Source organism: Nocardia sp. NPDC127579, from assembly GCF_042672005.1.
Classification (GTDB): domain Bacteria; phylum Actinomycetota; class Actinomycetes; order Mycobacteriales; family Mycobacteriaceae; genus Nocardia.
In genome coordinates this window covers 515,892-539,063 of sequence record NZ_JBHXVZ010000004.1, presented here as the reverse complement: position 1 = coordinate 539,063, position 23,172 = coordinate 515,892, and the positions used below count along the sequence as shown (strand labels likewise).

The window sequence follows — 23,172 nt, the reverse complement described above, 5'->3', positions numbered from 1 at the left end:
GTATCCCGTCTTTCGGTTCGCTAGAGGGGCAGTAGTTCGGGATCGCGGGTCGATTCCGGGCGGGGCGGGGCCGACGCAGGCAGGCGAGCGGGCCACCAGACCCGCTCACCCGCGATCAGGGTGAGCGCGGGCACCAGGACGGAGCGGACGAGCAGGGTGTCCAGGAGGACGCCGAACGCGACCGCGAAACCGATCTGGGCCAGCGACACCAGGGGCAGGGTGACCAGCACCGCGAACGTCGCGGCCAGCACGATGCCCGCCGAGGTGATGACACCGCCGGTGACCGAGAGGCTGCGCAGCATGCCCGCCCGGGTACCGTGCTGCCGGGCCTCCTCCCGGGCCCGGCTGACCAGGAAGATGTTGTAGTCGACGCCGAGCGCCACCAGGAACAGGAAGGCCAGCAGGATCAGCCCCGAGTCCAGGCCCGCGAAGCCGAAGACGTGCTCGAAGACGAATACGCTCGCGCCCAGGGCGGATCCGAAGGACAGCACCACGGTCAGCAGCAGCCCGATCGGCGCGGCGATGGAGCGCAGCAGCAGGCCGAGCACGAGCGTCACCACCAGCAGGACCAAGGGGATCACCACCCAGCGGTCGCGTTCGGAGGCCTCGGCGATATCGAGGTTCGACGCGCTCGGCCCGCCGACCACGGTGCCGGGCGCCAGCGCGGGCAGCGCGGTGCGCAGCCGCGCGATGGTCGCGTACTCGGCGGCGGAGTCGGCGGGATCCCTGGGGATCGCGGTGATCTCGGAGAAGTCCGGACCGGTGCGGCCGGTCTCCGCGGCGCCGATGCCCGGGTCGGATTCGGTGGCGCGCAGGATCGCGTCCCGGGAACCGTTGGGCGCCAGGATGAGCAGCGGTGTACCCGCCAGATCGGGGAAACGCGCGGCGAGTGTGCCCGCGCCCGTGACGGATTCGGGCGTGTCCACGAATTGGTCCGCGCGCGACAGCGACGCGGTGTTGCCGAGCAGACCCAGGCCGAGCAGTGCCAGCACGACCACCGAGGCGAGCGCCGCACCCACCGGCCGCCGTGCGATGGTCACGCCCAGACGGTCCCACAGGGTGGTCACCGGCTCGATATCGGCTCGCACCTTCGGGATTCGCGGCCAGAAGATCCACCGGCCGCACACCACGAGCAAGGCCGGGAACAGTGTCACCATGACCAACAGCGTGCACACGATCCCGGCCGCGCCGACCGGGCCCAGGCCCGCGATATTGTTCATGTCCGCGGCCAGCAGGCACAGCAGGCCCAGGCTGACCGTCGCGGCCGAGGCCGCGATCGCGGGCACCGAGGTGCGCAGGGCCGCGAGCATGGCGCCCGCCACCTCCGGACGACGGTGCAGCTCTTCGCGATAGCGCGCCACGATGAGCAGCGCGTAGTCGGTGCCGACTCCGAAGACCAGAATGGTGAGCACGGCCGCGCCCTGATCGTTGACGGTGACGTCGAACGCCTTCGCCAATCCGTAGACGGCCGCCATCGAGGCGATATTCGCCCCGGCCACCGCGATCAGCGGCACCAGCCACAGCACCGGGCTGCGATAGGTGAGCAGCAGGATCACCGTCACCACCACAGCGGTGACCAGCAGCAGGGTTTCGTCGATGCCCTCGAACGCGCCCTCGAAATCGGCTTGCAGCGCACCGGGTCCGGTGACCTGCACCGTCAGGCCCGCGGGGTGTTCGGCGACCAGTGCGCGGAATTCCGCAATGTACTCCGCGGATTCACCGTGCGACTGATCCACCATGACCGGATACATCAGGGCGCGGCCGTCTTCGGAGGTCAACGGCTGGGGCGGGCCGCCCTCGGCACCGTACTTCGCGCGCAGCGCGGCGTAGTGGGCGGTGGCGGTCGCGCGGTCCGCGTCGGTCACCGGGGTGTCGCGTTCGTACACCACGAGAAAGACATTCGAGGTGCCGCCGGGCAGTGTCGCCTCCAGCTCGGCCGCCCGCGTGGACTGCGCGGCCGCGGGCAGATAGTCGGTCTCCCGGTCGGACTTCACATCGTCGAGACTGCCCGCGAACGGCGTGAGCGCGGTGAGCACCGCGATCCACAGACCGATCAGCAGCCAGGCTCGGGTCTTCGTATTTCGTGTTCTGGACATGCGAGCAGCGTCGCGGGAATCGGCCGCGAAAGCGTCATCCCGCGGAGGGCAGTCGGGAATACTCCGTGCGGAGTACGCGCAGGCCCGCGCGGTCCCGGACAATGGCTGGAATGGGTAGCGGGCGAGCACGGCAGTGGTGGATCGACGGTGCGCTGGCGGCCGTCCTGCTCGCCGCCGAACTCGTCGCGGCGCACCTCATTCCGAATGTCCGCGAGCTCGACCGGTTCGGGACGGCACTGCTGGTGCTGGGCACGGTCCCACTCGCCGCCCGTACCTACGCGCCGCTGCCGGTGCTCGCCGCACACCTGACGCTGGCGATCCCATACCACGCCAACGAGTTTCCGCACGAGGCGATCGTGCCCGCCACCATCGTCGCGCTGTATACCGCCGCCCGGTACGGGAACCGGCGGCGAACCGCGATCATGGTGGTCGCCGTGCTGTGCTTCGGGCTCGGCGGCATCCTGCTGTCCGGCGAGGGCAACGAGAACATCGCCCTGGAGGCCTTCGGGGCGATCGGCTGGATCGTGCTGGCGTGTGTGGCCGGCGAGGCGGTACGGCTGCACCGGGCCTATATCGCCGAGGTGCTGGACCGGGCCGAGCGCGCCGAACGCACGCGCGACGAGGAGGCGCGGCGGCAGGTCACCGAGGAACGCCTGCGCATCGCCCGCGACCTGCATGACCTCCTGGCGCATACGATCACCGTCATCCAGGTGCAGGCCGGGGTGGCCGCGCACCTGCTGACCGAGCGGCGCGCCGATCCGGACACGGTGCTGGGCGCGCTGGACACCATTACCGGAGCCTGCGCGGACGCCCGAGCCGAGCTGTCCGCCACGGTAGGGGTCCTCCGGGCACCGCCCGGGGAGTCTCGCGGGGCGTTGCCCAGTCTCGCACAGTTGCCCGCGCTGATCACGCTGGCCGAATCCTCTGGGCTGCGTGTGCTTTTCGAATCCATCGGACAGGTGCGTACGCTCGTGCCGACCGTCGAGATGGTGGGTTACCGGATCATCCAGGAGGCACTGACCAACGTCGCCAAACACGCGGACGCGACCGAGGTGACACTGGTATTGGACTACCGCCCGAACCAGCTGCTCGTCACCGTGGCCGACAACGGACGTGGAATCGAGTGCGGTGCTCCGGGTTTCGGTGTGCGCGGGATGATCGAACGGGCCGAGGCGATCGGCGGGTACGCGTTCGCACAGAACTCCGCGGCCGGATTCGTGGTCACCGCGGCGTTGCCTGCCGAACCTGGTCGGCCCGAGCCATCGGGGGCACAGAACTCCGGCAACGGGTTCGTCGTCACCGCGACGCTGCCCGCCGAACCCCGACACGCCGACGGTTCCCAACCCCGTACCGTCGCCGGGGATCACGGCCGAGGACGCGGCGGGCCGCCGGAGACCGACCGGACCGGGCTGACGGAGACAGCCCGCCCCGAGCCGACAGAAACAGGCCGGGCCGGGCAGACGGAGACCGACCGGACCGAGCCGACAGAAACAGGCCGCCCCGAGCCGACAGAAACAGGCCGGACCGAGCCGACGGAGACAGGCCGCCCCGAGCCGACAGAGACAGGCCAGGCCGAGCCGGCAGCGGCGGAGCGGGCCTGGGCTATCGGGGCGGGCGTCGTACCGGGCACTGTTCAGCCGTTGAGCAGCAGCGAACTCCAGGCGGGCACCGCGTGATCCGGGTGGTGCTCGCCGATGATCAGGGGCTGGTGCGTGGCGCGTTCGCGCTGCTGGTCGGGTCCGCGCCCGATATGGCAGTGGTCGGCGAGGCCGGAACCGGCCGCGAGGCAGTGGAATTGGCGCGGCGCGAGCGGGCCGACGTGGTGGTGATGGATATCCGGATGCCGGATCTGGACGGGATCGCGGCGACGGCGCTGATCGCGGCGGACGAAGATCTGACCGGGGTTCGGGTGCTGGTCCTCACCACCTACGACACCGATGACAATGTGCTCGCCGCACTGCGGGCGGGAGCCAGCGGATTCCTGATCAAGGACACCAAACCCGCCGCCCTGCTGGACGCCATCCGCACAGTCGCCGCCGGCGACGCGCTGTTGTCCCCGAGCGCCACCGCCGCCGTCATCGCCCGGGTGCGCTCGGTCCCCGACCCGGCGCCACGCCCGACCCTCGACCTCCTCACCGACCGAGAACTCGACGTCCTGACCCTGATCGCCAAGGGCATGACCAACGCCGAAATAGCAAAAACCCTCGTAGTAAGCCCCCTCACGATCAAAACCCACGTAAGCCGCATCCTCGCAAAACTCCTAGCCCGTGACCGAGTCCAACTAGTCATCACAGCCTACGAAGCAGCCCTCGTCACACCAACAACCTGACCGAGCCCCCGCAGTGGGACACCACTGCGGGGGCTTCTCGCGAAACGCCGCAGTCATGTCCCGCTGAAAGTGCCGGACCGCTATTCGGGAAGGGTGACCACCCCGTCCAGGTAGCGGCGGCAGCGGCCGTAGAGGTAGACGCGGTCGCCGTCCAGTTCGCCGCGGAGTGAGCCGCCGCGGGCGGAGAGCTGGCGCGCGGTGAGGCGGTTGCGGCCGAGTTCGCGGCACCAGAGGGGGATCAGCTGGGCGTGGGCGGAACCGGTGACGGGGTCCTCGGCGACGCCGAGCGCCGGGCCGAAGACGCGGGAGACGATATCGGAGTCGTCGCCGAGCGCGGTGATGACGGCGTCGAAACGCAGGGCCGGAAACGCAGCGAAATCCGGTGTGGCGGCGCGGACTTCGGCTTCCGAGCCGAGCACCAGCACCTCGTCGAAACCGGTGTAGGCGCGCACCGGGCGCACACCGAGCGCCGCCACCAGCGCCGGATCGGGTTCCACCTCGGTCGAGGGCAGGGCGGGCAGATCGAGCACGTACTCGTCGTCGTCGGTGCGATCGACCCGCAGCCAGCCGCTGCGGGTGTAGAAGTTGACCTGGTCCACGCCGGGATGGATGTCCTCGAGGATCTGGGCGGCGCTGGCCAGGGTGGCGTGACCGCACAGCTCCACCTCGACGGTGGGCGTGAACCAGCGCAGATGGAACGCCGGGCCCGCACCCGGCGGCACCCCGGCCTCCGGGGGTAATTGCGAGGTGTAGAAGGCGGTTTCGGCGAGGTTGTTCTCCCGCGCCAGGTCGAGCAGCAGCCGGTCGGGCAACCAATCGGCCAACGGCATGATCGCGGCCGGGTTCCCCGAGAACGGTGCGTCGGTGAACGCGTCGATCTGGTGCAGCAATACCTCCATAAGCGCTGAAGGTACTCCAACCCCCAATCACCCTTGCGCACAAGGTTTCTCGTGGGCGTGCCGGGTCGGGTGTCCAGGAGGCGATCAGGGCCGCTCGGGCGTGGGATGAGCGTGCCCACCACGCAGTTTCGCGGTGATCCACCAGGCCGCCTCGACCAGCACGATGCCGACCGCGCCGCAGATCAGCGCCGCGGTCGTGAGGCGCGGATTGGACGGATCGAGCTTGAAGAACTCCCGGGTGAACGGCATCGTGAACAGGAACAGATAGGCCGCGACCGAGGCGCCGATCAGCACCACCTTCCACCACACGTACGGCCGCGCCACCAGCGCCAGCACCCACACCGCGATCATGATGAGCGTGATCAGCGCCGTCGTACCCGCCTGCACGCGTTCGGTTTCCGACGCGTCGGGGCCCTCGTAGGCGATCAGGTACGCGATGAAGGTGGCCACACCGATCACCACGCCCGACGGGATCGCCAGCCGCATCACCCGGCCGACGAACCCGCTGCGCGCCCGCTCGTTGTTGGGCGCCAGCGACAGGATGAACGCCGGAATGCCGATGGTGAACCAGGCCGCGATCGTGACGTGCCGAGGCAGGAACGGATAGCCGAGCGGTTCGTAGCCGAAGATCTGCGAGCCGACACCGGCCACACCGACCAGAAACGCCAGCAGCACCGAGTAGACGGTCTTGGTGAGGAACAGATTCGAGACGCGCTCGATATTGCCGATCACCCGGCGGCCCTCGCCGACCACATACGGCAGGGTCGCGAACTTGTTGTCCAGCAGCACGATCTGCGCCACCGCCCGGGTCGCCGGGCTGCCCGCGCCCATGGCGACGCCGATATCGGAATCCTTCAGCGCCAGCACGTCGTTCACGCCGTCGCCGGTCATGGCCACGGTGTGGCCGCGCGATTGCAGGGCGCTCACCATGGCGCGCTTCTGGTCGGGGCGCACCCGGCCGAAAGTGGTGTGCTCGTCCAGGGCGTCGGCCAGCGCCGCCTGATCCTCGGGCAGTTTGCGGGCGTCGATGGCGTTCGCGCCACCGGGCAACTCCAGCGAGGCGGCGACCGCGCCCACCGACACCGCGTTGTCGCCGGAGATCACCTTGACCGAAACATTCTGGTCGGCAAAGTATTCGAGCGTGGCGCGGGCGTCGGGCCGGACCTTCTGCTCCAGCACGACCAGCGCCGCCGGACGCACCGTACCCGGCGCGTCCACGGCGTCCACCGGCCGGTCACCGCGGCCGAGCAGCAGGATCCGCAGACCGGAGGAACCGAGTTCCTCGGCGCGGCGGGCATCCCCGGACTCCGGGTCGAGAAGTACATCGGGCGCGCCCAGCAGCCAATCGCCGTGTTCGCCGAACGACTGGCCGCTCCATTTCTTCGCCGAGGAGAACGGCGCCACCGCGCTCTGGGTCCAGCCCGGGTTCTCCGGCAGCGCCTCGGCGATGGCCTGCACACTGGCGTTCGGGCGCGGATCACCGGCGGCCATGGCGGCCAGGGCCTTTCGCACCTCGGCCGGGTCGGCGTCGTCGAGCACCTCGATATCGGACAGGCGCATCCCGTTCTCGGTGAGCGTGCCGGTCTTGTCCGCGCACACCACATCCACCCGGGCCAGCCCCTCGATCGCGGGCAACTCCTGCACCAGGCATTGCCGTCGGCCCAGCCGCACCACACCGACCGCGAACGCGATCGAGGTCATCAGCACCAGGCCCTCGGGAACCATCGGCACCAGCGCCGCCACCATGCCGGTCAGGGCGGGCCGCCAGGACTCGCCACTGGAGAACAGCTGGTTGTAGATGATCAGCAGCCCCGCCGGGATCAGCAGGTAGGTGATGAACTTCAGGATCCGGTCGATACCGCTGCGCAGCTCCGAATGCACCAGGGTGAACTTGCTCGCCTCCTCGGCGAGCTTGGCCGCGTACGCGTCCTTGCCGACCTTGGTGGCGCGGTAGGCGCCGCTGCCGGAGACGACGTAGCTGCCCGACATGACATTCGCGCCCAGTGGCTTGTCCACCGGATCGGCCTCGCCGGTGAGCAGCGACTCGTCCACCTCGAGCTGCGCGGACTCCTCGACCACGCCGTCGACCACGATCTGATCGCCGGGGCCGAGCTCGATCAGGTCGTCGAGCACCACCTCGCGCGGCGGGATCTCGGCGGCCTTGCCGTCGCGGCGCACCGTCGGTTTGGCCTGGCTGACGATGGCCAGCTGGTCCAGGGTGCGCTTGGCGCGCACCTCCTGGATGATGCCGACCGCGCTGTTGGCCACGATGAGCAGGCCGAACATGCCGTCGATCAGTGAGCCGGTGGCCAGCACCAACAGAAAGAGCACGCCGAGAATGGCGTTGATACGAGTGAAGACATTGGCGCGGATGATGTCGCGCACCGAGCGGCTGGCCCGATCCGGGACATCGTTGGTGCGGCCGTCGCGACGGCGTTGTTCGACCTGCGCCGCGGTGAGTCCGGTGGCGTCGGAGGCCTGCACGGTGATCGACATGTCTGCCAGCCTAAGGCGTGTCGCGTTTGCCCCGGTTCGTGCCGCGCGGTGAATCGGCGGATTATGGGATGACCATGGGGCGCAGGGGCAGTAGCGTGAGCGGGTGCGGCGAATCGGATCGGCTCCCGGGGTGGTTTTCGGGGCAGGCGCGTACCTGATCTGGGGGTTGTTTCCGGCGTTCTTCGGGCTGCTGGCCTTCGCCGACCCGGTCGAGGTGGTGGCGCAGCGGATCGTCTGGACGCTGCTGCTGGTACTGCTCGTGCTGACGTGCACCGGGCAGCTGCGCGGGCTGGCCGGGATCGACGCCAAGACCTGGCGGCTGGCGGCGGTGGCGTCGTTCGCGCTGTCGCTGAACTGGGGTGTGTACGTCTACGGCGTGCTGACCGGGCACGTGGTCGAGTGCGCGCTCGGCTATTTCATCAATCCGCTGGTCACCGTGGCGTTCGGTGTCGTGCTGTTCCGGGAGCGGCTCTCGCGCGCGCAGTGGACCGCATTGGGGCTGGGTGCGCTCGCGGTGGCGGTGCTCACCGTCGACTACGGGCGCCCGCCGTTCATCGCGCTGATCCTGGCCTGCTCGTTCGCCACCTACGGGCTGGTGAAAAAGGTGATCCGGTTGGACGCGCTGCACGGTATCGCGGCCGAGGGGATCGTCGCCGCGCCCTTCGCCCTGGTGTTCATCGGGTACCTGGTGGTCGCCGGGCGCAGCGAATTCGCCTCCAGCCCAGCCCATACCGGGTTGCTGCTGGCGACCGGCCCGGTCACCCTGGTCCCCCTGCTGCTGTTCGCGATCGCCGCGCAGCGCGTCCCGCTCTCGACCATGGGCCTGCTCCAATACCTCACCCCCGCACTCCAGATGGCCTGGGGCGTCGCGGTGCTGCACGAGCCGATGCCGCCCTCCCGCTGGGCCGGCTTCGGCCTGATCTGGGCCGCCCTGGCGATCTTCACCGCCGACGCCTGGCGGCGCGCCCGCACAGCGCGCCGCACGGAACGGACAGTCGTGGAGGCGCTCTAGGTCACGGTGCCGAAGCACTGCTCGAACGCCGTGCGGTTCGGGGTGACGGCCGCACGTCCCCACACCGCGAACACCACCCGATCGAACGCGGCACCGTACACCTGCAACGCCGCCTGGAACGCGGCCGCCACCTCGGCGGGGTCGTTGCGGAACACACCACAGCCCCACGCCCCGAGCACAAGCTCGCGCACCCCGTGCCGGACGGCGACCGCGAGCACCCGCTCGGCACGCTCGTCCAGCTCGGCGCGCACCGAAACCGGTGCGTCCGAACGCAGCCGGAGCTGTCCGGCGTTGGGGGCGGGCGAGGTCAGGAAGGACACCGGATACGGCTCGGCGAGCAATTCGCCGCGCTCGTCCCGGATCACCGGGACGGCGGGCGCGAAGATCACCCGGTGGCTGTACCGGAGATCCTTCGAACTCCGGTGCGCCGCATAGTAATCCGGCGCCTCGAGCAGGCAGCGATACAGCAGCGCGCTGCGGCACAGGTCCTCCTCCTGGGCGCGGGCGCCCCGCAGATAGCCGCCGCCGGGGTTACGCGCGGACGCGAAGTTCAGCACGCCCACCGAGCGGCCGCCGTCGTCGAACAACCGCCGGGCCGCCTCGATGCTGCCCTCACCGGCGTCCGCGGTCACCTCATTTTTGGTTGAAGAAACTAAATCGGGTTGCCGTGGTCGATGCGCAGCGACATCAGGTCCGGCCAGACCTGGGACCACGGGCGGGTCGGGGCCGTGCAGTACCAGACTCGGATGCCGTGGTTCACGCCCTGATAGCCGATCGGGTCGTCGAGGCGCGCCAGCGGGACGACCGCGCCGAAGCGGGCCGCGAGTTCCGGCGCGAGATTCTCACCGCCGACGTAGAGGACCCGGGTGGCGGAGTCCGGTGGCGGGCCGAAGTAGCCGTAGCCGCGATTCGGGCTGTGGATCGGGGGCAGGTCGGTGCGGGCCAGGACATCCAGAGCGCTTGCCTGCCAGTAGTTCTGGGTCATGATCACATCGGCGCGGGCGCCGCCCGGGATATCGGCGAGCGCGCGCTCGACGGTGTCCACCAGTTGCCCCCAGCCGTGCAGCCCGAAGAACTGCGCGCGCACAGCCATGTCGCCATTGCGGATCACCGGAGTGTGCAGCCACGTCCGGGGCAGCGGCAGCAGCGCCACCGCGGCCACGACAACGGCCAGGCCGACCGCGAAATACGCGGTCAGGCCGCGCTTCAGCCAGGCGCCGAGGCCGAGCCCCGCGAGATGTACCGCGGCGATCCCGTACAGCAGCGCGAAACCGTCTCCCAGGTAGTACGGGCGGATGCCGAGCAGCAGCACACCCAACAGCGGCACGACACACAGCGGGAGCAGAAAACGATAGGGGCGCAACCGCGGTGACCGAGCCACCGCCCAGATGCCCACCAGCAGCAGGATTCCGCTCGGGCCGGTGGTGAGAATCAATTCCCGCGCGAACGAGGCCAGCTGCCCGCCCGTGGCCATGCTGGTCTGCTCGGACCGGATCTCCGCGGGCATGGCCAGCTGCGGCCACCCGTGCCCGGCCTGCCACAGCAGCGCCGGAATCGTCGCGGCGACCAGGATCCCCGACGCCACCCACAGCGCGCGCCGCCGCAGCGCCACCCGCGGACCCCACAGCAGCACACCGAGCGCCAGCAGCGCCCAGACGATCGGCACCATCCACTTGACCTGGAAATCCACCGCCGCGACCACGCCCGCCGCGATCAGCAGCGGATCCCGGCGGGTGCGCACCCAGCGGATCAGCAGCCAGCACAGCAGCGCCACCAGGGTCGCGTCGTAGGCGAAGGTACTCAGCGCCGCCGCCTGCTGCACCGCGAACGGCGTGCACACATACCCGAGCGCGGCGATCGACTGCGCCGCCCGGCCGCCACCCAGTTCCCGGGCGATCAACGCGGCGAGCAGCACCGAGGCCAGTGTCAGCACGACGACCGGAAGCCGCAGCGCCACAGCGGATCCGGGCGCCAGCAGATCGGACGCGTGCGCCTGGAGCGGCACCAGCGGCCCCTGATCGGCGAACCCCCAGGACGGCCGCCGGCCCACCGGCACCAGGTACAGCTCGTCGCCCCACAGCGGATAGCGGCCGAGCCGGACGATCAACAGAACGCCGAACACGCCGAGCAGCGCACCCAATTCCCGCCAGGCGATCGGAGCGAGCTCGGCCGACGCCGCGGCCTTAGCCGGCATCTCCTGCGTGGCGGCGGGCATGTGGACCTCCCGGACCGGCGATTCGACGGCGGCGGCCGGATCGGCCGGGCCCGCACGATGACGAAATCTGATGCTAATGAACCGATTCCGACTCGCACAGACTGTCTTGTCACAGCGTTCGCGCGCCGAAATCGTGATTCGCAACACGCCGCCGTGAGGTGATTGAGGCTGGTCACCGGGGTGGCGCGGGGAGAATGCTGAGCATGACGCGGATGTCGAACCTATGAACGACCGGGCCGGTAGCGACCTCGCGGGCGTAGGTTCCGCGGAGTTGCTGGAGCGTGCGCTCGCGGTCGGCGACCCCGAGGACGATCGGTGGTGGCGCACGGTCACCGCGCTCCAGCACCGGACCGACCGAGCGACCTTCGATACCGTTGCGGCACTGACGGATTCGCCCGACGCGACCGCACGACTGCTCGCCATCGACGTGATCGGCCAATACGGCTACGCACACGACAAACCATTCCTGGAAGACGCCCTGCCGCTGTTCGCGGCCGCCTGCGGTGACGCCGATCCGCGCGTGGTCGCCGCCGCGATCGGGGGGTTCGGGCACCACTACGATCCGCGCGGACTGCCCGCGGTGCTCCCGCATGTCGACGCACCCGACCGCGGCATCCGCTTCGCCGCCGCCGTCGCCCTGGCCACCATCGCCGGCGATCCACCTGCCCCCGAGGCCGTCGCCGCACTGGTGCGACTGAGCGCCGATCCCGAAGACATGGTGCGGGATTGGGCGGTGTTCGGCCTGGGCACCCAGCTCGATACCGACACACCGGCCGTGCGGGACGCACTCGCCGCGCGCCTGAGCGATCCGGATCCGGAGACCGCCGCCGAAGCCGCCATGGGCCTGGCCCGCCGCGGCGACCTGCGCGCCGTGGCCGCCCTGCACGCGATGCTGGCCCAGGACCCAAGCTCGCTCGTGCTGGAGGCGGCGACGGTGCTCGGGTCACCGGAGTTCCTCCCGGCCCTGCGGGCACTGCGGGACGACGCCGGGGCGTCGGAGTCGTGGTACCTGACGACGCTGGACGACGCCATCGCCGCCTGCACCAGGTAACCCGGCTACCAGGTCGTGGTGATGAGTCCTGGAGTCCAGGTACCCATCCGGTTCACCTGCCGCACCGCGATCTCGGCGCGAATCGCGTTCGGGTCGCGTGGGATGAACTGCTCCATCGAGCCCCAATCGCGGTCCCAGTCCTGATCGAGGTAGGTGGGCAGGGTGCGGGTCGTGTAGAGCAGCTGGGTCCAGCCGAGCGGACCGCCGCCCACGTGGTCCTGCCACATGGTGGTGATGGCGGCCAGTTCGCCGCCGGGCAGGATCCGGTACTCGGGTAGTTCGGAGACGCCGACGCGGGTGGCCATGGGCCGCTGGCACGGGAAGTTCAGGCCGACCGCCCAGTCGAGCAGGACCGGGGTCTGCGAACCCAGCAGGGCGTTCAGGGTTTTCGTCTGCGGCACCCGGGGCGGTGTGACGGCCAGCCACTGGTCCTTGCCCAGGTCCTTGTCCGAGGCGACCAGGCGGACCACATCGGCGTCGACGGGCACCTGCTCGAGCGGCACCCGCAGGTTCCGCCACAGCGGCGCGGGACCGATATCGATCGGCAGCACCCGCCCGCCGACCGCGACGGTGCCGTCGGAACCCGCTGTCCCGTACTCGACTTCGAGATCCTGACCCGGCTGCGCGATCCCGTCGGCATCGATCGAACGGATCCGGCCGGCCACCGCGACGGCGAGGAGATCACCGCGGCTTCCGTCGACGGCCTCGGGCAACCGGTACCAGCCGGTGGTCAGCGCGGCGGGCGTCTGGGCCCCTTCCCGATAGCTGCCGAGGACCGGCGTGGTGGCCGGATCCAGCCCGAACGGCAGCGACATCGCACCGCCGCTGCCGGTATCGGAGTCCGATTCGGCCGATTCCGCGGCGTCCTGGAGTTCGGCGGGATCGCTCGAGACGGTGTTGGCGCGGCCCGCACCGGAGTCGGTGTCGTCGGCGATCAGCACGGGCGCCACACCATCGGCGGCGAACCCGGCGGATTCGGTACCGGCCAGCGCGGCGGTGGCGTCCCCGGTGAGCGGGGCGAGCACCGAGGCGTTCGGGTTCGGCTCCACCAGCACATCGTCGGCGAGGCCGCAACCATCCGCGAAGGCAGCGGAGAGGTTCGACTTCGCCAGCGAGTACGCCGGATACTGCGACACCGCGCCCTTGGTCAGCGATCCCACCTCGAGCAGCACCACGAATCCGGCGGCCAGCGCCAGCACCGGCACCCGGGTGAGCCGGGTCAGCCACGGTGCCAGCCGGGTCTGCGGGCGGATATGCCACCACCCGGCCACCACCAGTGCGAGCACACTCGCCCCGGCGGCCGCGGTCGACAGCCCCTTGCCCGCGATCTCGGGAGCCTTGTCCCAGAACGGAACTCCCCACGCCGACACATCCCAGTACCCGTTCGGGGCGACCAGCGTGACAGCCAGGGTGAAGAACACCGCCGCGGCGAACAGCGCCCGGTTACGCACCGGCCGCAATACCGCGGGCCCGGCCGCCACCGCCGCGAGCGCCGCGACACAGGCCGCCAATCCCGCGAACACACCGAACTGGTGATTCCACTTGGTCGGCGAGAACATCATCAGCACCATGGCGGCGAGGGAGATTCCGACCAGGCGCCGAGTCGGACCGGCGGCGGTGCCGGGCAGGTGACCGCCGCGGCGCAGCATGCTGACCACGCACACGACCAGCCCGAGCAGCAACATGAACATGCCGAAGCGCCGGGTCAGCCAGCCGTCCCCGCTGGGGGTGACCAGGTACTGCCAGCGCAGGTATTCGAAGAACCAGGATTCGCCGGGCTTGATCAGATCGTGCACGCGCAGCATCTCCTGCACGGCCGCGAAGGTGCGATCGGCGAAGACCACGGTCAGCACCAGCAGACCGGCCGCGATCAGCGGGGCCAGCAGCGGCAGGTAGCCCGTCGTCTTCGCCCGGCGCACAACGACTTCCGTCATACCGCGGGCCCCGGCAGCCAGCGCGCCCAGGCAGATCAGGCCGGACGGCGCGGCGGTCAGCGTGAACGCCGCGATCAGCAGGGCGATCGCGACCGGCAGCAGCCGCCGGGTCGCCAGCGCCCGTTCCATCGACACCCAGGTGAGCAGCACGCCCGTCGCCACCACGAATTCGGCGCGCAGACCATTGTTGTAGGGCAGCCAGAACGCCAGGAACATCAGCGCCGCGGTCCACACCGGGACGCCCCCGCGCAGCGCGACACCGAGCCGGGGCAGCACCTCACGACTGATCACCCACCAGCACAGGACCGCCGAGGCCAGGGTGGGCAGCCGCACCCACGGGCTGACCGTGGAAATCTGGGCGAGCCAGCCGATCACGTCGGTGTAGGGCGTGTAGAACGGCCCCTCGTCGACGCTGAACCAGCGGTAGTAGTTGGACATGTAGCCGGAGCTCTGCGCGCCACGCGCCATGCCGAGGATGTAGCCGTCGTCGGAGGTGTTGGCGCCGATGAAATGCCAGACGCCCAGCGTCGCGAACACCAGCCAGTCGGCCGGGCGCAGCCGCCACCAGTGCGTCGGCAGGAAGCGGCGGGAACCGCGGCCGTCGAGCCGGTCGAGGCGGTGCAGCGCCACCAGGGCCGCCAGGGTGGCGAGAACGCACACCGCGATGGCGGCCAGTTTCCACGCTGTCGGCGAGGTGGAGAAGCGCGAGTCGACGGCAATGTCGATCCCCAGGTCCGCGGGTAGCTCGCCGCGCACATCGCTGAACACGCCGACCACCTGGGGGCGCAGGTCTTTTCCGGCCAGGTCGCCGGAGGTGATCGGCCCGGCGCCGCTCACCGCGACCGAGCTCTGCCCCACCCCGAGATCGACCGCGACCGCGCAGCCGGGCCCACGCACCGAATCCAGCGGCGCCGACCAGAGCAGGGTGTTGCGCGAGACGACATCGACCCGCCCGGGCCGCTCGGCGGTATCGGCCACCACCTTGACGACGAATCCGTAGCGCTCCATATCCGGCGACTGCCGGGGAATCGTCGACATGACGACGCCGCCGGTCTCGGCGAGCGCGGCCATGGCGCTACAGGGGATGTGCGCCGCCAGATCGGTGGGCGCGTAGGAAAGCAACGGCGCCTGCACGCTGGCAGGCGACCCGGCCTGCGGCCACGAGAGGGTCGCGGCGTCCATGCGCACCGGCAGGAACGGGATCGCGAGCGCGCAGAGCGCGCCGATCAGTGCCGCGACGACGGCGACGGGACGCGCCCAGCTACGAGAGCGTGCGGGCCGCGCCGACTCGGATTCCTCGACGGACTCCCCCGCCCACACCATTGTGTCTGCCACGGAGCCCGATAGTAGCGGCGAACCACGAAAACGGTACTACCGCATCACTTCCTGGCGGCGGGCCCGATGCCCGCCGGATGTCGCGGCCGGCCCGATGCCGGCCGCGACCCACGCGTCAGGCGGCGCAGGCCACCGACTGGATGTTGGCCAGCTGGAGCAGGTTGCAGGCCCACTGCTTCTGCACCTTCCACTTGCCGTCCTCGGCGACGAACGGCACGTCCGCCTCGCTGGCCTGACCGTTGAAGGTGATGGTGGCCTTGGCGCTGATGGTGTCACCGAACTCGCTCACGCCGGTGACCACGGCGGAGGCCCCGGCCTGTTGCGCGGCCTGCGCGAGCCGGCTCGGCAGCTCCGGATCGGCCTCGGCGCCCTGCACCATCTCCAGCTTCTCGGCGTTGGGCACGTTGGGATCCAGTGCCTTCTGCAGCTGCGCGTTCAGCTCCTCTTTGGTCGGCACCGGCGGCAGGTTCGCCGCCCGGGTGGTCACGGCCGCGGCACTGGTCGTCGAACTCTTCGCCGGCGAAGCGTCCTTCTTGTCATCGCTGCCACAGGCGGTCAGGCTCAGCGCGGCGGCCAGGGCCAATCCCGCGATCGCGATGCGTCCAGTCTTACGAAGCTTCAACTGCTCGTCCTTTGCGTTCGAGTAGATTCCGTGCACGAAGCTCCAAGGCTAGTGCAGGCTGTCGAGCGGATCGGCACGGGACAGACTGATGTCGTCGGCGCTGAAGGTACGCGCTGGGCCCGGCCCTGTCGAACTCGTCTCGAAACGGACTGTGACCACGCCCAATCCGGCGCCCTGCACCCAGCCGTGCCCGAATTCCGGGTGTGTGACATCCATTCCGGGATACCACAGGGCGGTGCGCGGGGCCGGCGCGGCGAGGACCGGGGCCGGTGATTCGGCCGGACCGTCTACGACGGTGTCCTCGATCGGATCCTGATCCAGCTCGGGGAACAGCGACTCCTGGCGCACCGTCGACAAACCGCCGAAACCCACGCCCACCAGGCGAATCGGGCCCAGCTCGGCCGGATCGATCGCCGAGCGCTGCGCGGCGGTGGTCAAAGTGACCGGATCGGTGGTGGCGTACGGCAGGGTGAACGAGCGCGTCACGATGCTCATATCGGACTTCTTCAGCTTCAACACCACGGTGCGCGCGGCGCGGCCGTCCTTGTCCAGCCGCCGGTGCGCGGCCGCGGCCATGGCCTCGATCGCGGGCCGCAACTGCGCCAGGGTGACGATATCGGTCTCGTAGGTGTTCTCGGCGCTGATCTGCTTGGCCTCGGCCCGTTCGGCTACCGGACGGTCATCGATACCGCGGGCCAGCCGGTGCAGCGCCACGCCCACGCTGCCACCGAGCAGCGAGGCGGCCTCGGATTCGGGCAGTGCCGCGAACGCGCCGACGGTCTCGATACCGAGTGAACGCAACCGGGATTCGGCCACCGGGCCGATCCCCCACAGCTTGCGGACCGGCAGCGCCGCCAGCAGAGCCTGCTGCTCGCCCGGCGAGACCACCCGGATGCCATCGGGTTTGGCCAGGCCGGAGGCGATCTTCGCCAGCTGCTTGCCGGTGCCCGCGCCGATCGAGGCGACCAGCCCGGTGCGCTCGCGCACCACCGCGCGCAACTCGGTGGCGAACTCGTGCACCCGCTCGACCGTGGCGCCCGCCAGTTCGCCCGGCTCGCCGAACGCCTCATCGAAGGACAGTGTCTCCAGCACCGGGATACGGCTGCGCAGCGCCTCGAAAACCCGGCCGCTGACCTCGCCGTACACCACACCGCGCGGCGGCACCACCACCGCGGTGACCCCGACCAGTCGCCGCGCCTGATGCATCGGCATGGCCGAGCGGGCGCCGAACACCCGCGCCTCGTAGCTCGCCCCCGCGACCACGCCGCGCCCGCCGGTGCCGCCGACGAGCACCGGCCGCCCGCGCAAGGTCGGGCGGGTCAGTTGCTCGACGGATGCGAAGAAGGCATCCATATCGATGTGCAGCACCCAGCGCCGGGCGGCGCGCGCCGCCTCCAGCGGCGGATACGGCGACCGCGCGCTCACCGCGCCCGCCACCGATTCGAGGTCCTCACCGGGAGAAATCTACGCCGCGCCACCGACACGATTCCGGCGCGCCGCACCGGGCGGTGACTGAGCGGTAGCTGCCCTCGACGCTACCTGGTTCACCCGCCTTGACCTGCCCCGATCGGACTTGGCGCCCCTCGCGGTGTGTGATGATCGGGGGTATGAAGATCCGCAAGGCCGTCATCCCGGCCGCCGGTATCGGCTCGCGCTTGCTCCCCCTGACCAAAGCCATCCCGAAGGAGATGCTGCCCGTCGGCGACAAGCCGGTGATCGAGCACACCGTGCGCGAACTCGTCGCGTCCGGCATCACCGACATCACCATCGTGGTCAGCGGCGGAAAGTCGTTGATCCAGGATCACTTCCGGCCCAACCCCGCTCTGATCGCGCAACTGCGCGCCGACGGCAAGACCGCCTACGCCGACGCCGTCGAGGAGGTCGGCGAACTGTCCCGGCTCGGCCACATCACCTACCTGGACCAGCACGGCCCCTACGGCAACGGCACACCCGTGCTCAACGCCGCCCGCAATGCCGGTGACGAGCCGATGCTGGTGCTCTGGCCCGACGACGTCTTCGTCGCCGAGATACCCCGCGCCCAGCAACTGGTCGACGCCTACGAGGCCACCGGCGCGCCGGTGCTCGCGCTGATGCCGATGGATCCGGGCGAATCACAGCGCTACGGCGTGCCCGTGGTCGCCGACGACCAGGGCAACGGCCTGATGCGCATCACCGGCCTGCGGGAGAAGCCGAAGCCGGAGGACGCGCCGTCGTCCTTCGCGGCGATCGGCGGCTACGTGGTGACGCCCGGCATCATCGACGAACTGCGCCGCCAGACCACCGCCTGGTACGAGCATCGCACCGGTGAGGTCTATCTGACCGACGCGATCAATGTCTTCGCCGCCGAGAATCCGGTCTACGGTCAGGTCATTCGCGGCCGCTGGTACGACACCGGCAACCCGGCCGACTACCTGGTGGCCCAATTCGCCTCGGCGCTGGCCCATCCCGAGTACGGTCCGCTGCTGCGCGGGCTGGTCGCCGAGCAGCCGTGAGGGGGCTCAGAAGAAGCGGCGGATGGAGAAGATCTTGAACTCGCGCAGCGGGGTCAGCCCGACCGGCACGCCCCAGTCGTAGGCATTGAGCACCTGGCCCATGCCCGCGTAGATGCCGACATGCGAACCGTCGCGATTGAGCACCACCACATCGCCCGGCGCCAAACCGATGAACGCGACCGGGATACCGACCTTGGCCTGCTCCCATGTGGTGCGCGGCAGCTTGATTCCCACCTGCCGGTAGGCCCACTGCACCAGGCCCGAGCAGTCCCAGGCGTGCGGGCCGTTGCCGCCCCACTGGTAGGGCTTGCCCACCTGGGTCGTCGCGATCGCGAGGGCGGCCAGCGCCCGTGGGCTGGAGATGGGGATCGGCAGCGCGAAATCGGCCGACCCGGTGCTGCTGCCGACCTCGTTGAGGGTGTCGGCGAGATCGATCCCGGCCTCGGCCAGGAACTGGGCCATGCGCACCGTCTGCTCGAGATGCGTCATGTCCGGGAGCTCCGCGAGCGGGCTGCTGCCGCGTTCGGGCGCGGGCTCCGCACCGGCGGTGCTGGGCACGAGCAGGGTCGCGCACACGGCGGGCGCGGCCAGCAGCAGGCCCAGCGTCGTCCGCTTACCAGGTCTTCCGGATCTCTTCGGCATGGCGCGCGTCTCCTTGGCTAAGGCACGGCTACCATCTCCGCAGAGACACGCGGCCGTGGATCCACGGCGCGGAAACCCACCGGGCGAACCAGCGGTAACCACGCAGTCCAGGTCGAACCATCGACATCAGGAACAACAGGGATACCCCTGCGCCCCAGTAGCAACATCGAATTCTGCGCCCGGCCGACTGCCGGAACAAGCTTCTGGCTAACTTTCGGCATTGCATCTCGGTCACGGTCCCGACGCGGAGCCATAAAACGCGCGGTCAGTACACAGCCGGGGCCGGCTCCCGATCTGGGAGCCGGCCCCGGCCGCGTCGTCGCTCAGGCCTTGGCGAGCGAAACCTTCACCCCACCCACGATCTCGGCGGCGGACGCACCCGCGTCACCGAATGTCAGTGCGGTGGCGAGGATCTCGCCCGCGATCAGCTCTCGGTGCGTCTGCGCCCAGCCCAGTCGCTCGGCGGGCACCTCGAGCACCACGGCGATCCGGTCCGAGACCTCGAGGCCCGCCGACTTGCGGGTCTCCTGCAGATCCCGGATCAGGTCGCGGGCCCAGCCCTCGGCCTCCAGTTCCTCGGTGACCACCGAATCGAGCACCACCAAACCGGCATTACCGGGCAGCGCGGCGGTCGACTCCGGCTCGGCGGCCACCAGGCGCTGGGTGTACTCCTCGGGCAGCAACTCGATTCCGGCAGCCGTCACGACGCCGTCGGCGCTCTCCGACCAGTCACCGGCCTTGACCGCCTTGATCACCGTTTGCACGTCCTTGCCCAGACGCGGGCCCGCGGCGCGGGCGTTCACGGCCAGCTCGAACCGGCCGTGCACGGCGACGTCGGTGGTCAGATCCACCTTCTTCACATTCACCTCGTCGGCGATGATGTCGGCGTAGGGCCGCATCCGCTCGGCGTCGGCAGCCGCGATGGTGACCTCGGCCAGCGGCAGCCGCACTCGCAGGTTCTGCGCCTTGCGCAGGCTCAGCACCGTCGAGCACACCGTGCGCACCTCGTCCATGGCGGCGACCAGATCCGGATCCTCCGGCAGCTCACCGGCTTTCGGCCAGTCGGCCAGATGCACCGACCGCTCACCGGTCAGCCCGCGCCAGATCACCTCGGCGATCAGCGGCAGCAGCGGCGCGGCCAGCCGGGTGACCACCTCGAGCACTGTGTGCAGGGTGTCCACGGCGTCGCGATCCTCGGACCAGAACCGCGAACGCGACCGGCGCACATACCAATTGGTGAGCGCGTCGGCGAACTGGCGCAGCTCGTCGCAGGCGCCCGCGATGTCGTAGCGCTCCAGGGCGTCGGTCATCACGTCCCGGGTCGCCGCCAGCTTGGCCAGGATGTAGCGGTCCAGCACGTGCGGCGAATCCGTGCGCCACACACCGGCTTCCGAGGCATAGAGCTGCAAGAAGGTCCACGCGTTCCAGAGCGGGCGCAGCGCGTGGCTGACCCCCTCCCGGATACCGCGCTCGGTGACGATGAGGTTGCCGCCGCGCAGGATCGGCGAGCTCATCAGGAACCAGCGCATGGCATCGGAACCGTCCCGGTTGAACACCTCGTTCACATCCGGGTAGTTGCCCTTGGACTTGGACATCTTCAGGCCGTCGTCGCCGAGCACGATGCCATGCGCCGCAACGGTTTTGAACGACGGACTGTCGAACAGCGCGGTGGAGAGCACGTGCAGGGTGTAGAACCAGCCGCGTGTCTGACCGTTGTACTCGACGATGAAGTCGCCCGGGAAATGGGAGTCGAACCACTCCTTGTTCTCGAACGGGTAGTGCACCTGCGCGTACGGCATGGACCCGGACTCGAACCAGCAGTCCAGCACCTCGGGCACGCGGCGCATCATCGACCTACCGGTCGGATCATCGGGATTCGGCCGGACCAGATCGTCGATCATCGGGCGGTGCAGATCGGTCGGGCGCACCCCGAAGTCGCGCTCGAGCTCGTCCAGTGAGCCGTAGACATCCAGGCGCGGGTAGGCCGGATCGTCGGACACCCACACCGGGATCGGGCTGCCCCAGTAGCGGTTACGGCTGATGTTCCAATCCCGCGCACCCTCGAGCCACTTGCCGAACTGGCCGTCACGGATGTGCTCGGGCACCCAGGTGATCTGCTTGTTCAGCTCGACCATGCGGTCGCGGAACTTGGTCACCGCGACGAACCAGGACGGCACCGCCATGTAGATCAGCGGCTGACCGGAACGCCAGCTGTGCGGGTAGGAGTGCTCGATCGTCTCGTGCCGCAACAGCTTTCCGGCGGCCTTGAGGTCGGAGATGATCACCGGGTTGGCGTCGAACACCATCAGGCCCTCGTACGGCGGCACCATGGAGGTGAACTTGCCGCCCGGATCCAGCGGCTGCACGATCTCGATGCCGTTGGCGGTGGCGACATCCATGTCCTCCTCGCCGAAAGCCGGTGCGAGGTGCACGATTCCGGTGCCGGAGTCGGTGGTCACGTAGTCGGCGGACAGCACGCGGTGCGCGTTCGGATGCCCGCGGAAGAAATCGAACGGCGGCTGATAGCTCAGGCCGACGAGGGCAGCGCCCAGATGCTCCGAGAGCACCTCCGGCTCCGCGCCGAACTCCCGCGCGTAGTGCGACACCCGTTCCGCGGCCAGCACGTAGCGCTTGCCGTCGGCGGCGCGCAGGTGCACGTAGCGCACCTCGGGGTGCACCGCGACCGCGAGGTTGGACGGCAGCGTCCACGGCGTCGTGGTCCAGATCAGCGCGTTGGCGCCGTCGAGTTCGCGCAGCGGATGATCGGCCGGGACCGCGAGCGGCATGTCGACGGTGACCGCCGGATCCTGGCGCATCTTGTACGCGTCGTCCAGGCGGGTCTCCTGATTCGACAGCGGCGTCTGCTCGTACCAGCTGTAGGGCAGCACCCGGAAGCCCTGATAGATCAGGCCCTTGTCGTAGAGCGACTTGAACGCCCACATCACCGACTCCATGAAGTCGAGATCGAGTGTCTTGTAGTCGTTGTCGAAGTCCACCCAGCGCGCCTGACGCGTCACATAGTCGCGCCATTCACCGGTGTACCGCAGCACCGAGGATTTACAGGCGGCATTGAATTCCGCCAGGCCCATCGCATCGATCTGTGATTTGTCCGTGATACCGAGCTGCTTTTCCGCTTCGATTTCCGCGGGCAGTCCATGACAGTCCCAGCCGAATCGCCGATCGACCCGCTGACCGCGCATCGTCTGAAACCTCGGGATGAGGTCCTTCACATACCCGGTGAGCAGATGTCCGTAATGTGGCAGACCGTTGGCAAACGGCGGTCCGTCATAGAAGACGAACTCGCTCGAGCCCGAACGGTTCTCGATGCTGGCCCGGAACGTGTCGTCGGCGGCCCACGCGTCGAGGACCTTGCGTTCCAGGTCGGGGAAGGATCCGCCGGAACCGGCGCCGAGATCGACGCGAGGGTATGCGGCCTTGCCAGTATCATCCGCCATCGCGGAATCGTCTCCTCGTGCCAGCGCGTCCACGCGACGCGCGTGTGTGGGCACGGGGACGATGCCAGCGCCGGTGCGCCGAGACCGCGGTACCACCCCGCTTGACCGGCAGGACCGGTCCGCTCGTTGCGAGCTGTGACGGGCTCACCCGTTCGGGTCTAATGAGCGCGGGCGACCGCGCCGTTCTTCCGAAGGCTCCCCGGTGATGGCCGGATCGATGCCGTGTTCCTTCGATTCTAACCAGTGCTGTCCAGCAGGTTTCCGGAGCCCTGAGCTCGGGTACAAGCAAGTAGCTCGCGATCACACGAAGGTGTCAGGTGCTCACTGGTTCTCAGCGTTTCGCATGCCGCCCCGGCGGCGGTGCCGCCTCTCCGTCCGGCTTGCGCATCGATAGTGCGCTCACCAGCAACAGCACAGCCCCGATCACGCACACGATAATGCAGCCCCAGGCCCACATCACCGAACCGGTGGTGAGTGCCGTGACGAGCAGGGCGAACCCGATCGCGGCGAGGACGAGCGTCAACACGAGCACGGTGACCCCCCTGGGGGATGGCCGCAGGCACAGCCGACGGCACTACTCGAACGACAGCTAGG

At 69.6% G+C, this 23,172-nt stretch carries 16 protein-coding genes; 5 read left to right on the top strand and 11 right to left on the bottom strand.

Going from position 1 to position 23,172, the window contains the following annotated elements; all coding sequences use genetic code 11:
• Positions 1-20: 20 nt before the first annotated feature.
• Positions 21-2,096, bottom strand: a complete 2,076-nt coding sequence (locus ACFVMC_RS17870; RefSeq protein ID WP_379211458.1) for an MMPL family transporter — start codon at positions 2,094-2,096, stop codon at positions 21-23.
• Positions 2,097-2,206: 110 nt separating this feature from the next.
• Between ACFVMC_RS17870 and ACFVMC_RS17865 the strand changes: the two genes are divergently transcribed.
• Positions 2,207-3,772 (top strand): histidine kinase, encoded by a 1,566-nt coding sequence (locus ACFVMC_RS17865; protein WP_379211456.1) that lies wholly within the window; start codon positions 2,207-2,209, stop codon positions 3,770-3,772.
• Positions 3,769-4,425 (top strand): response regulator, encoded by a 657-nt coding sequence (locus ACFVMC_RS17860; protein ID WP_379211454.1) that lies wholly within the window; start codon positions 3,769-3,771, stop codon positions 4,423-4,425. Before ACFVMC_RS17865 ends, ACFVMC_RS17860 begins: the two co-directional genes overlap by 4 nt.
• Before the next feature lie 80 nt (positions 4,426-4,505).
• Here ACFVMC_RS17860 and ACFVMC_RS17855 read toward each other — a convergent pair whose 3' ends face one another.
• Together ACFVMC_RS17855 and ACFVMC_RS17850 are read right to left on the bottom strand one after the other, a co-directional pair.
• Positions 4,506-5,324 (bottom strand): PhzF family phenazine biosynthesis protein, encoded by an 819-nt coding sequence (locus ACFVMC_RS17855; RefSeq protein ID WP_379211453.1) that lies wholly within the window; start codon positions 5,322-5,324, stop codon positions 4,506-4,508.
• Between the two features lie 84 nt (positions 5,325-5,408).
• A complete protein-coding gene (locus tag ACFVMC_RS17850; protein WP_379211451.1) occupies positions 5,409-7,820 on the bottom strand; it encodes a cation-translocating P-type ATPase in 2,412 nt (803 codons plus the stop codon).
• 103 nt (positions 7,821-7,923) lie between these two features.
• Between ACFVMC_RS17850 and rarD the strand changes: the two genes are divergently transcribed.
• Positions 7,924-8,832 (top strand): EamA family transporter RarD, encoded by a 909-nt coding sequence (rarD, locus tag ACFVMC_RS17845; RefSeq protein WP_379211449.1) that lies wholly within the window; start codon positions 7,924-7,926, stop codon positions 8,830-8,832.
• On the opposite strand, the gene ACFVMC_RS17840 is transcribed toward rarD, so the two are convergent.
• The gene (locus tag ACFVMC_RS17840) at positions 8,829-9,464 is read right to left on the bottom strand and encodes a TIGR02452 family protein (RefSeq protein WP_379211447.1); all 636 of its coding nucleotides are present in this window, start codon (positions 9,462-9,464) and stop codon (positions 8,829-8,831) included. The two genes, rarD and ACFVMC_RS17840, sit on opposite strands and share 4 nt — an antisense overlap.
• A 20-nt stretch (positions 9,465-9,484) precedes the next feature.
• On the bottom strand, positions 9,485-11,047 hold the full coding sequence (locus tag ACFVMC_RS17835) for an ArnT family glycosyltransferase (RefSeq protein WP_379211445.1): 1,563 nt from the start codon (positions 11,045-11,047) through the stop codon (positions 9,485-9,487).
• Positions 11,048-11,270: 223 nt separating this feature from the next.
• On the opposite strand from ACFVMC_RS17835, the gene ACFVMC_RS17830 reads away from it, so the two are divergent.
• Entirely contained in the window at positions 11,271-12,098 is an 828-nt protein-coding gene (locus tag ACFVMC_RS17830) for a HEAT repeat domain-containing protein (RefSeq protein ID WP_379211444.1), read from the top strand.
• A gap of 5 nt (positions 12,099-12,103) precedes the next feature.
• Here ACFVMC_RS17830 and ACFVMC_RS17825 read toward each other — a convergent pair whose 3' ends face one another.
• From ACFVMC_RS17825 to ACFVMC_RS17815, 3 genes are all read right to left on the bottom strand, one after another.
• Positions 12,104-15,355, bottom strand: a complete 3,252-nt coding sequence (locus tag ACFVMC_RS17825) for an arabinosyltransferase domain-containing protein (protein ID WP_379211571.1) — start codon at positions 15,353-15,355, stop codon at positions 12,104-12,106.
• A gap of 127 nt (positions 15,356-15,482) precedes the next feature.
• Entirely contained in the window at positions 15,483-15,989 is a 507-nt protein-coding gene (locus ACFVMC_RS17820; RefSeq protein WP_379211442.1) for a hypothetical protein, read from the bottom strand.
• Positions 15,990-16,037: 48 nt separating this feature from the next.
• On the bottom strand, positions 16,038-17,414 hold the full coding sequence (locus ACFVMC_RS17815; RefSeq protein WP_379211440.1) for a DNA polymerase IV: 1,377 nt from the start codon (positions 17,412-17,414) through the stop codon (positions 16,038-16,040).
• Between the two features lie 182 nt (positions 17,415-17,596).
• On the opposite strand from ACFVMC_RS17815, the gene ACFVMC_RS17810 reads away from it, so the two are divergent.
• Positions 17,597-18,481 (top strand): UTP--glucose-1-phosphate uridylyltransferase, encoded by an 885-nt coding sequence (locus tag ACFVMC_RS17810; protein ID WP_379211438.1) that lies wholly within the window; start codon positions 17,597-17,599, stop codon positions 18,479-18,481.
• A 6-nt stretch (positions 18,482-18,487) separates the two neighbouring features.
• Here ACFVMC_RS17810 and ACFVMC_RS17805 read toward each other — a convergent pair whose 3' ends face one another.
• The 3 genes from ACFVMC_RS17805 to ACFVMC_RS17795 form a co-directional block, all read right to left on the bottom strand.
• Positions 18,488-18,943: a C40 family peptidase gene (locus ACFVMC_RS17805; RefSeq protein ID WP_379211570.1), complete on the bottom strand. Its 456-nt coding sequence runs from the start codon at positions 18,941-18,943 to the stop codon at positions 18,488-18,490.
• Positions 18,944-19,446: 503 nt separating this feature from the next.
• On the bottom strand, positions 19,447-22,578 hold the full coding sequence (gene ileS, locus ACFVMC_RS17800) for an isoleucine--tRNA ligase (RefSeq protein ID WP_379211436.1): 3,132 nt from the start codon (positions 22,576-22,578) through the stop codon (positions 19,447-19,449).
• 331 nt (positions 22,579-22,909) lie between these two features.
• Complete coding sequence (locus ACFVMC_RS17795; protein ID WP_379211434.1) at positions 22,910-23,110, bottom strand: hypothetical protein; 201 nt, start codon at positions 23,108-23,110, stop codon at positions 22,910-22,912.
• Positions 23,111-23,172: the final 62 nt, after the last annotated feature.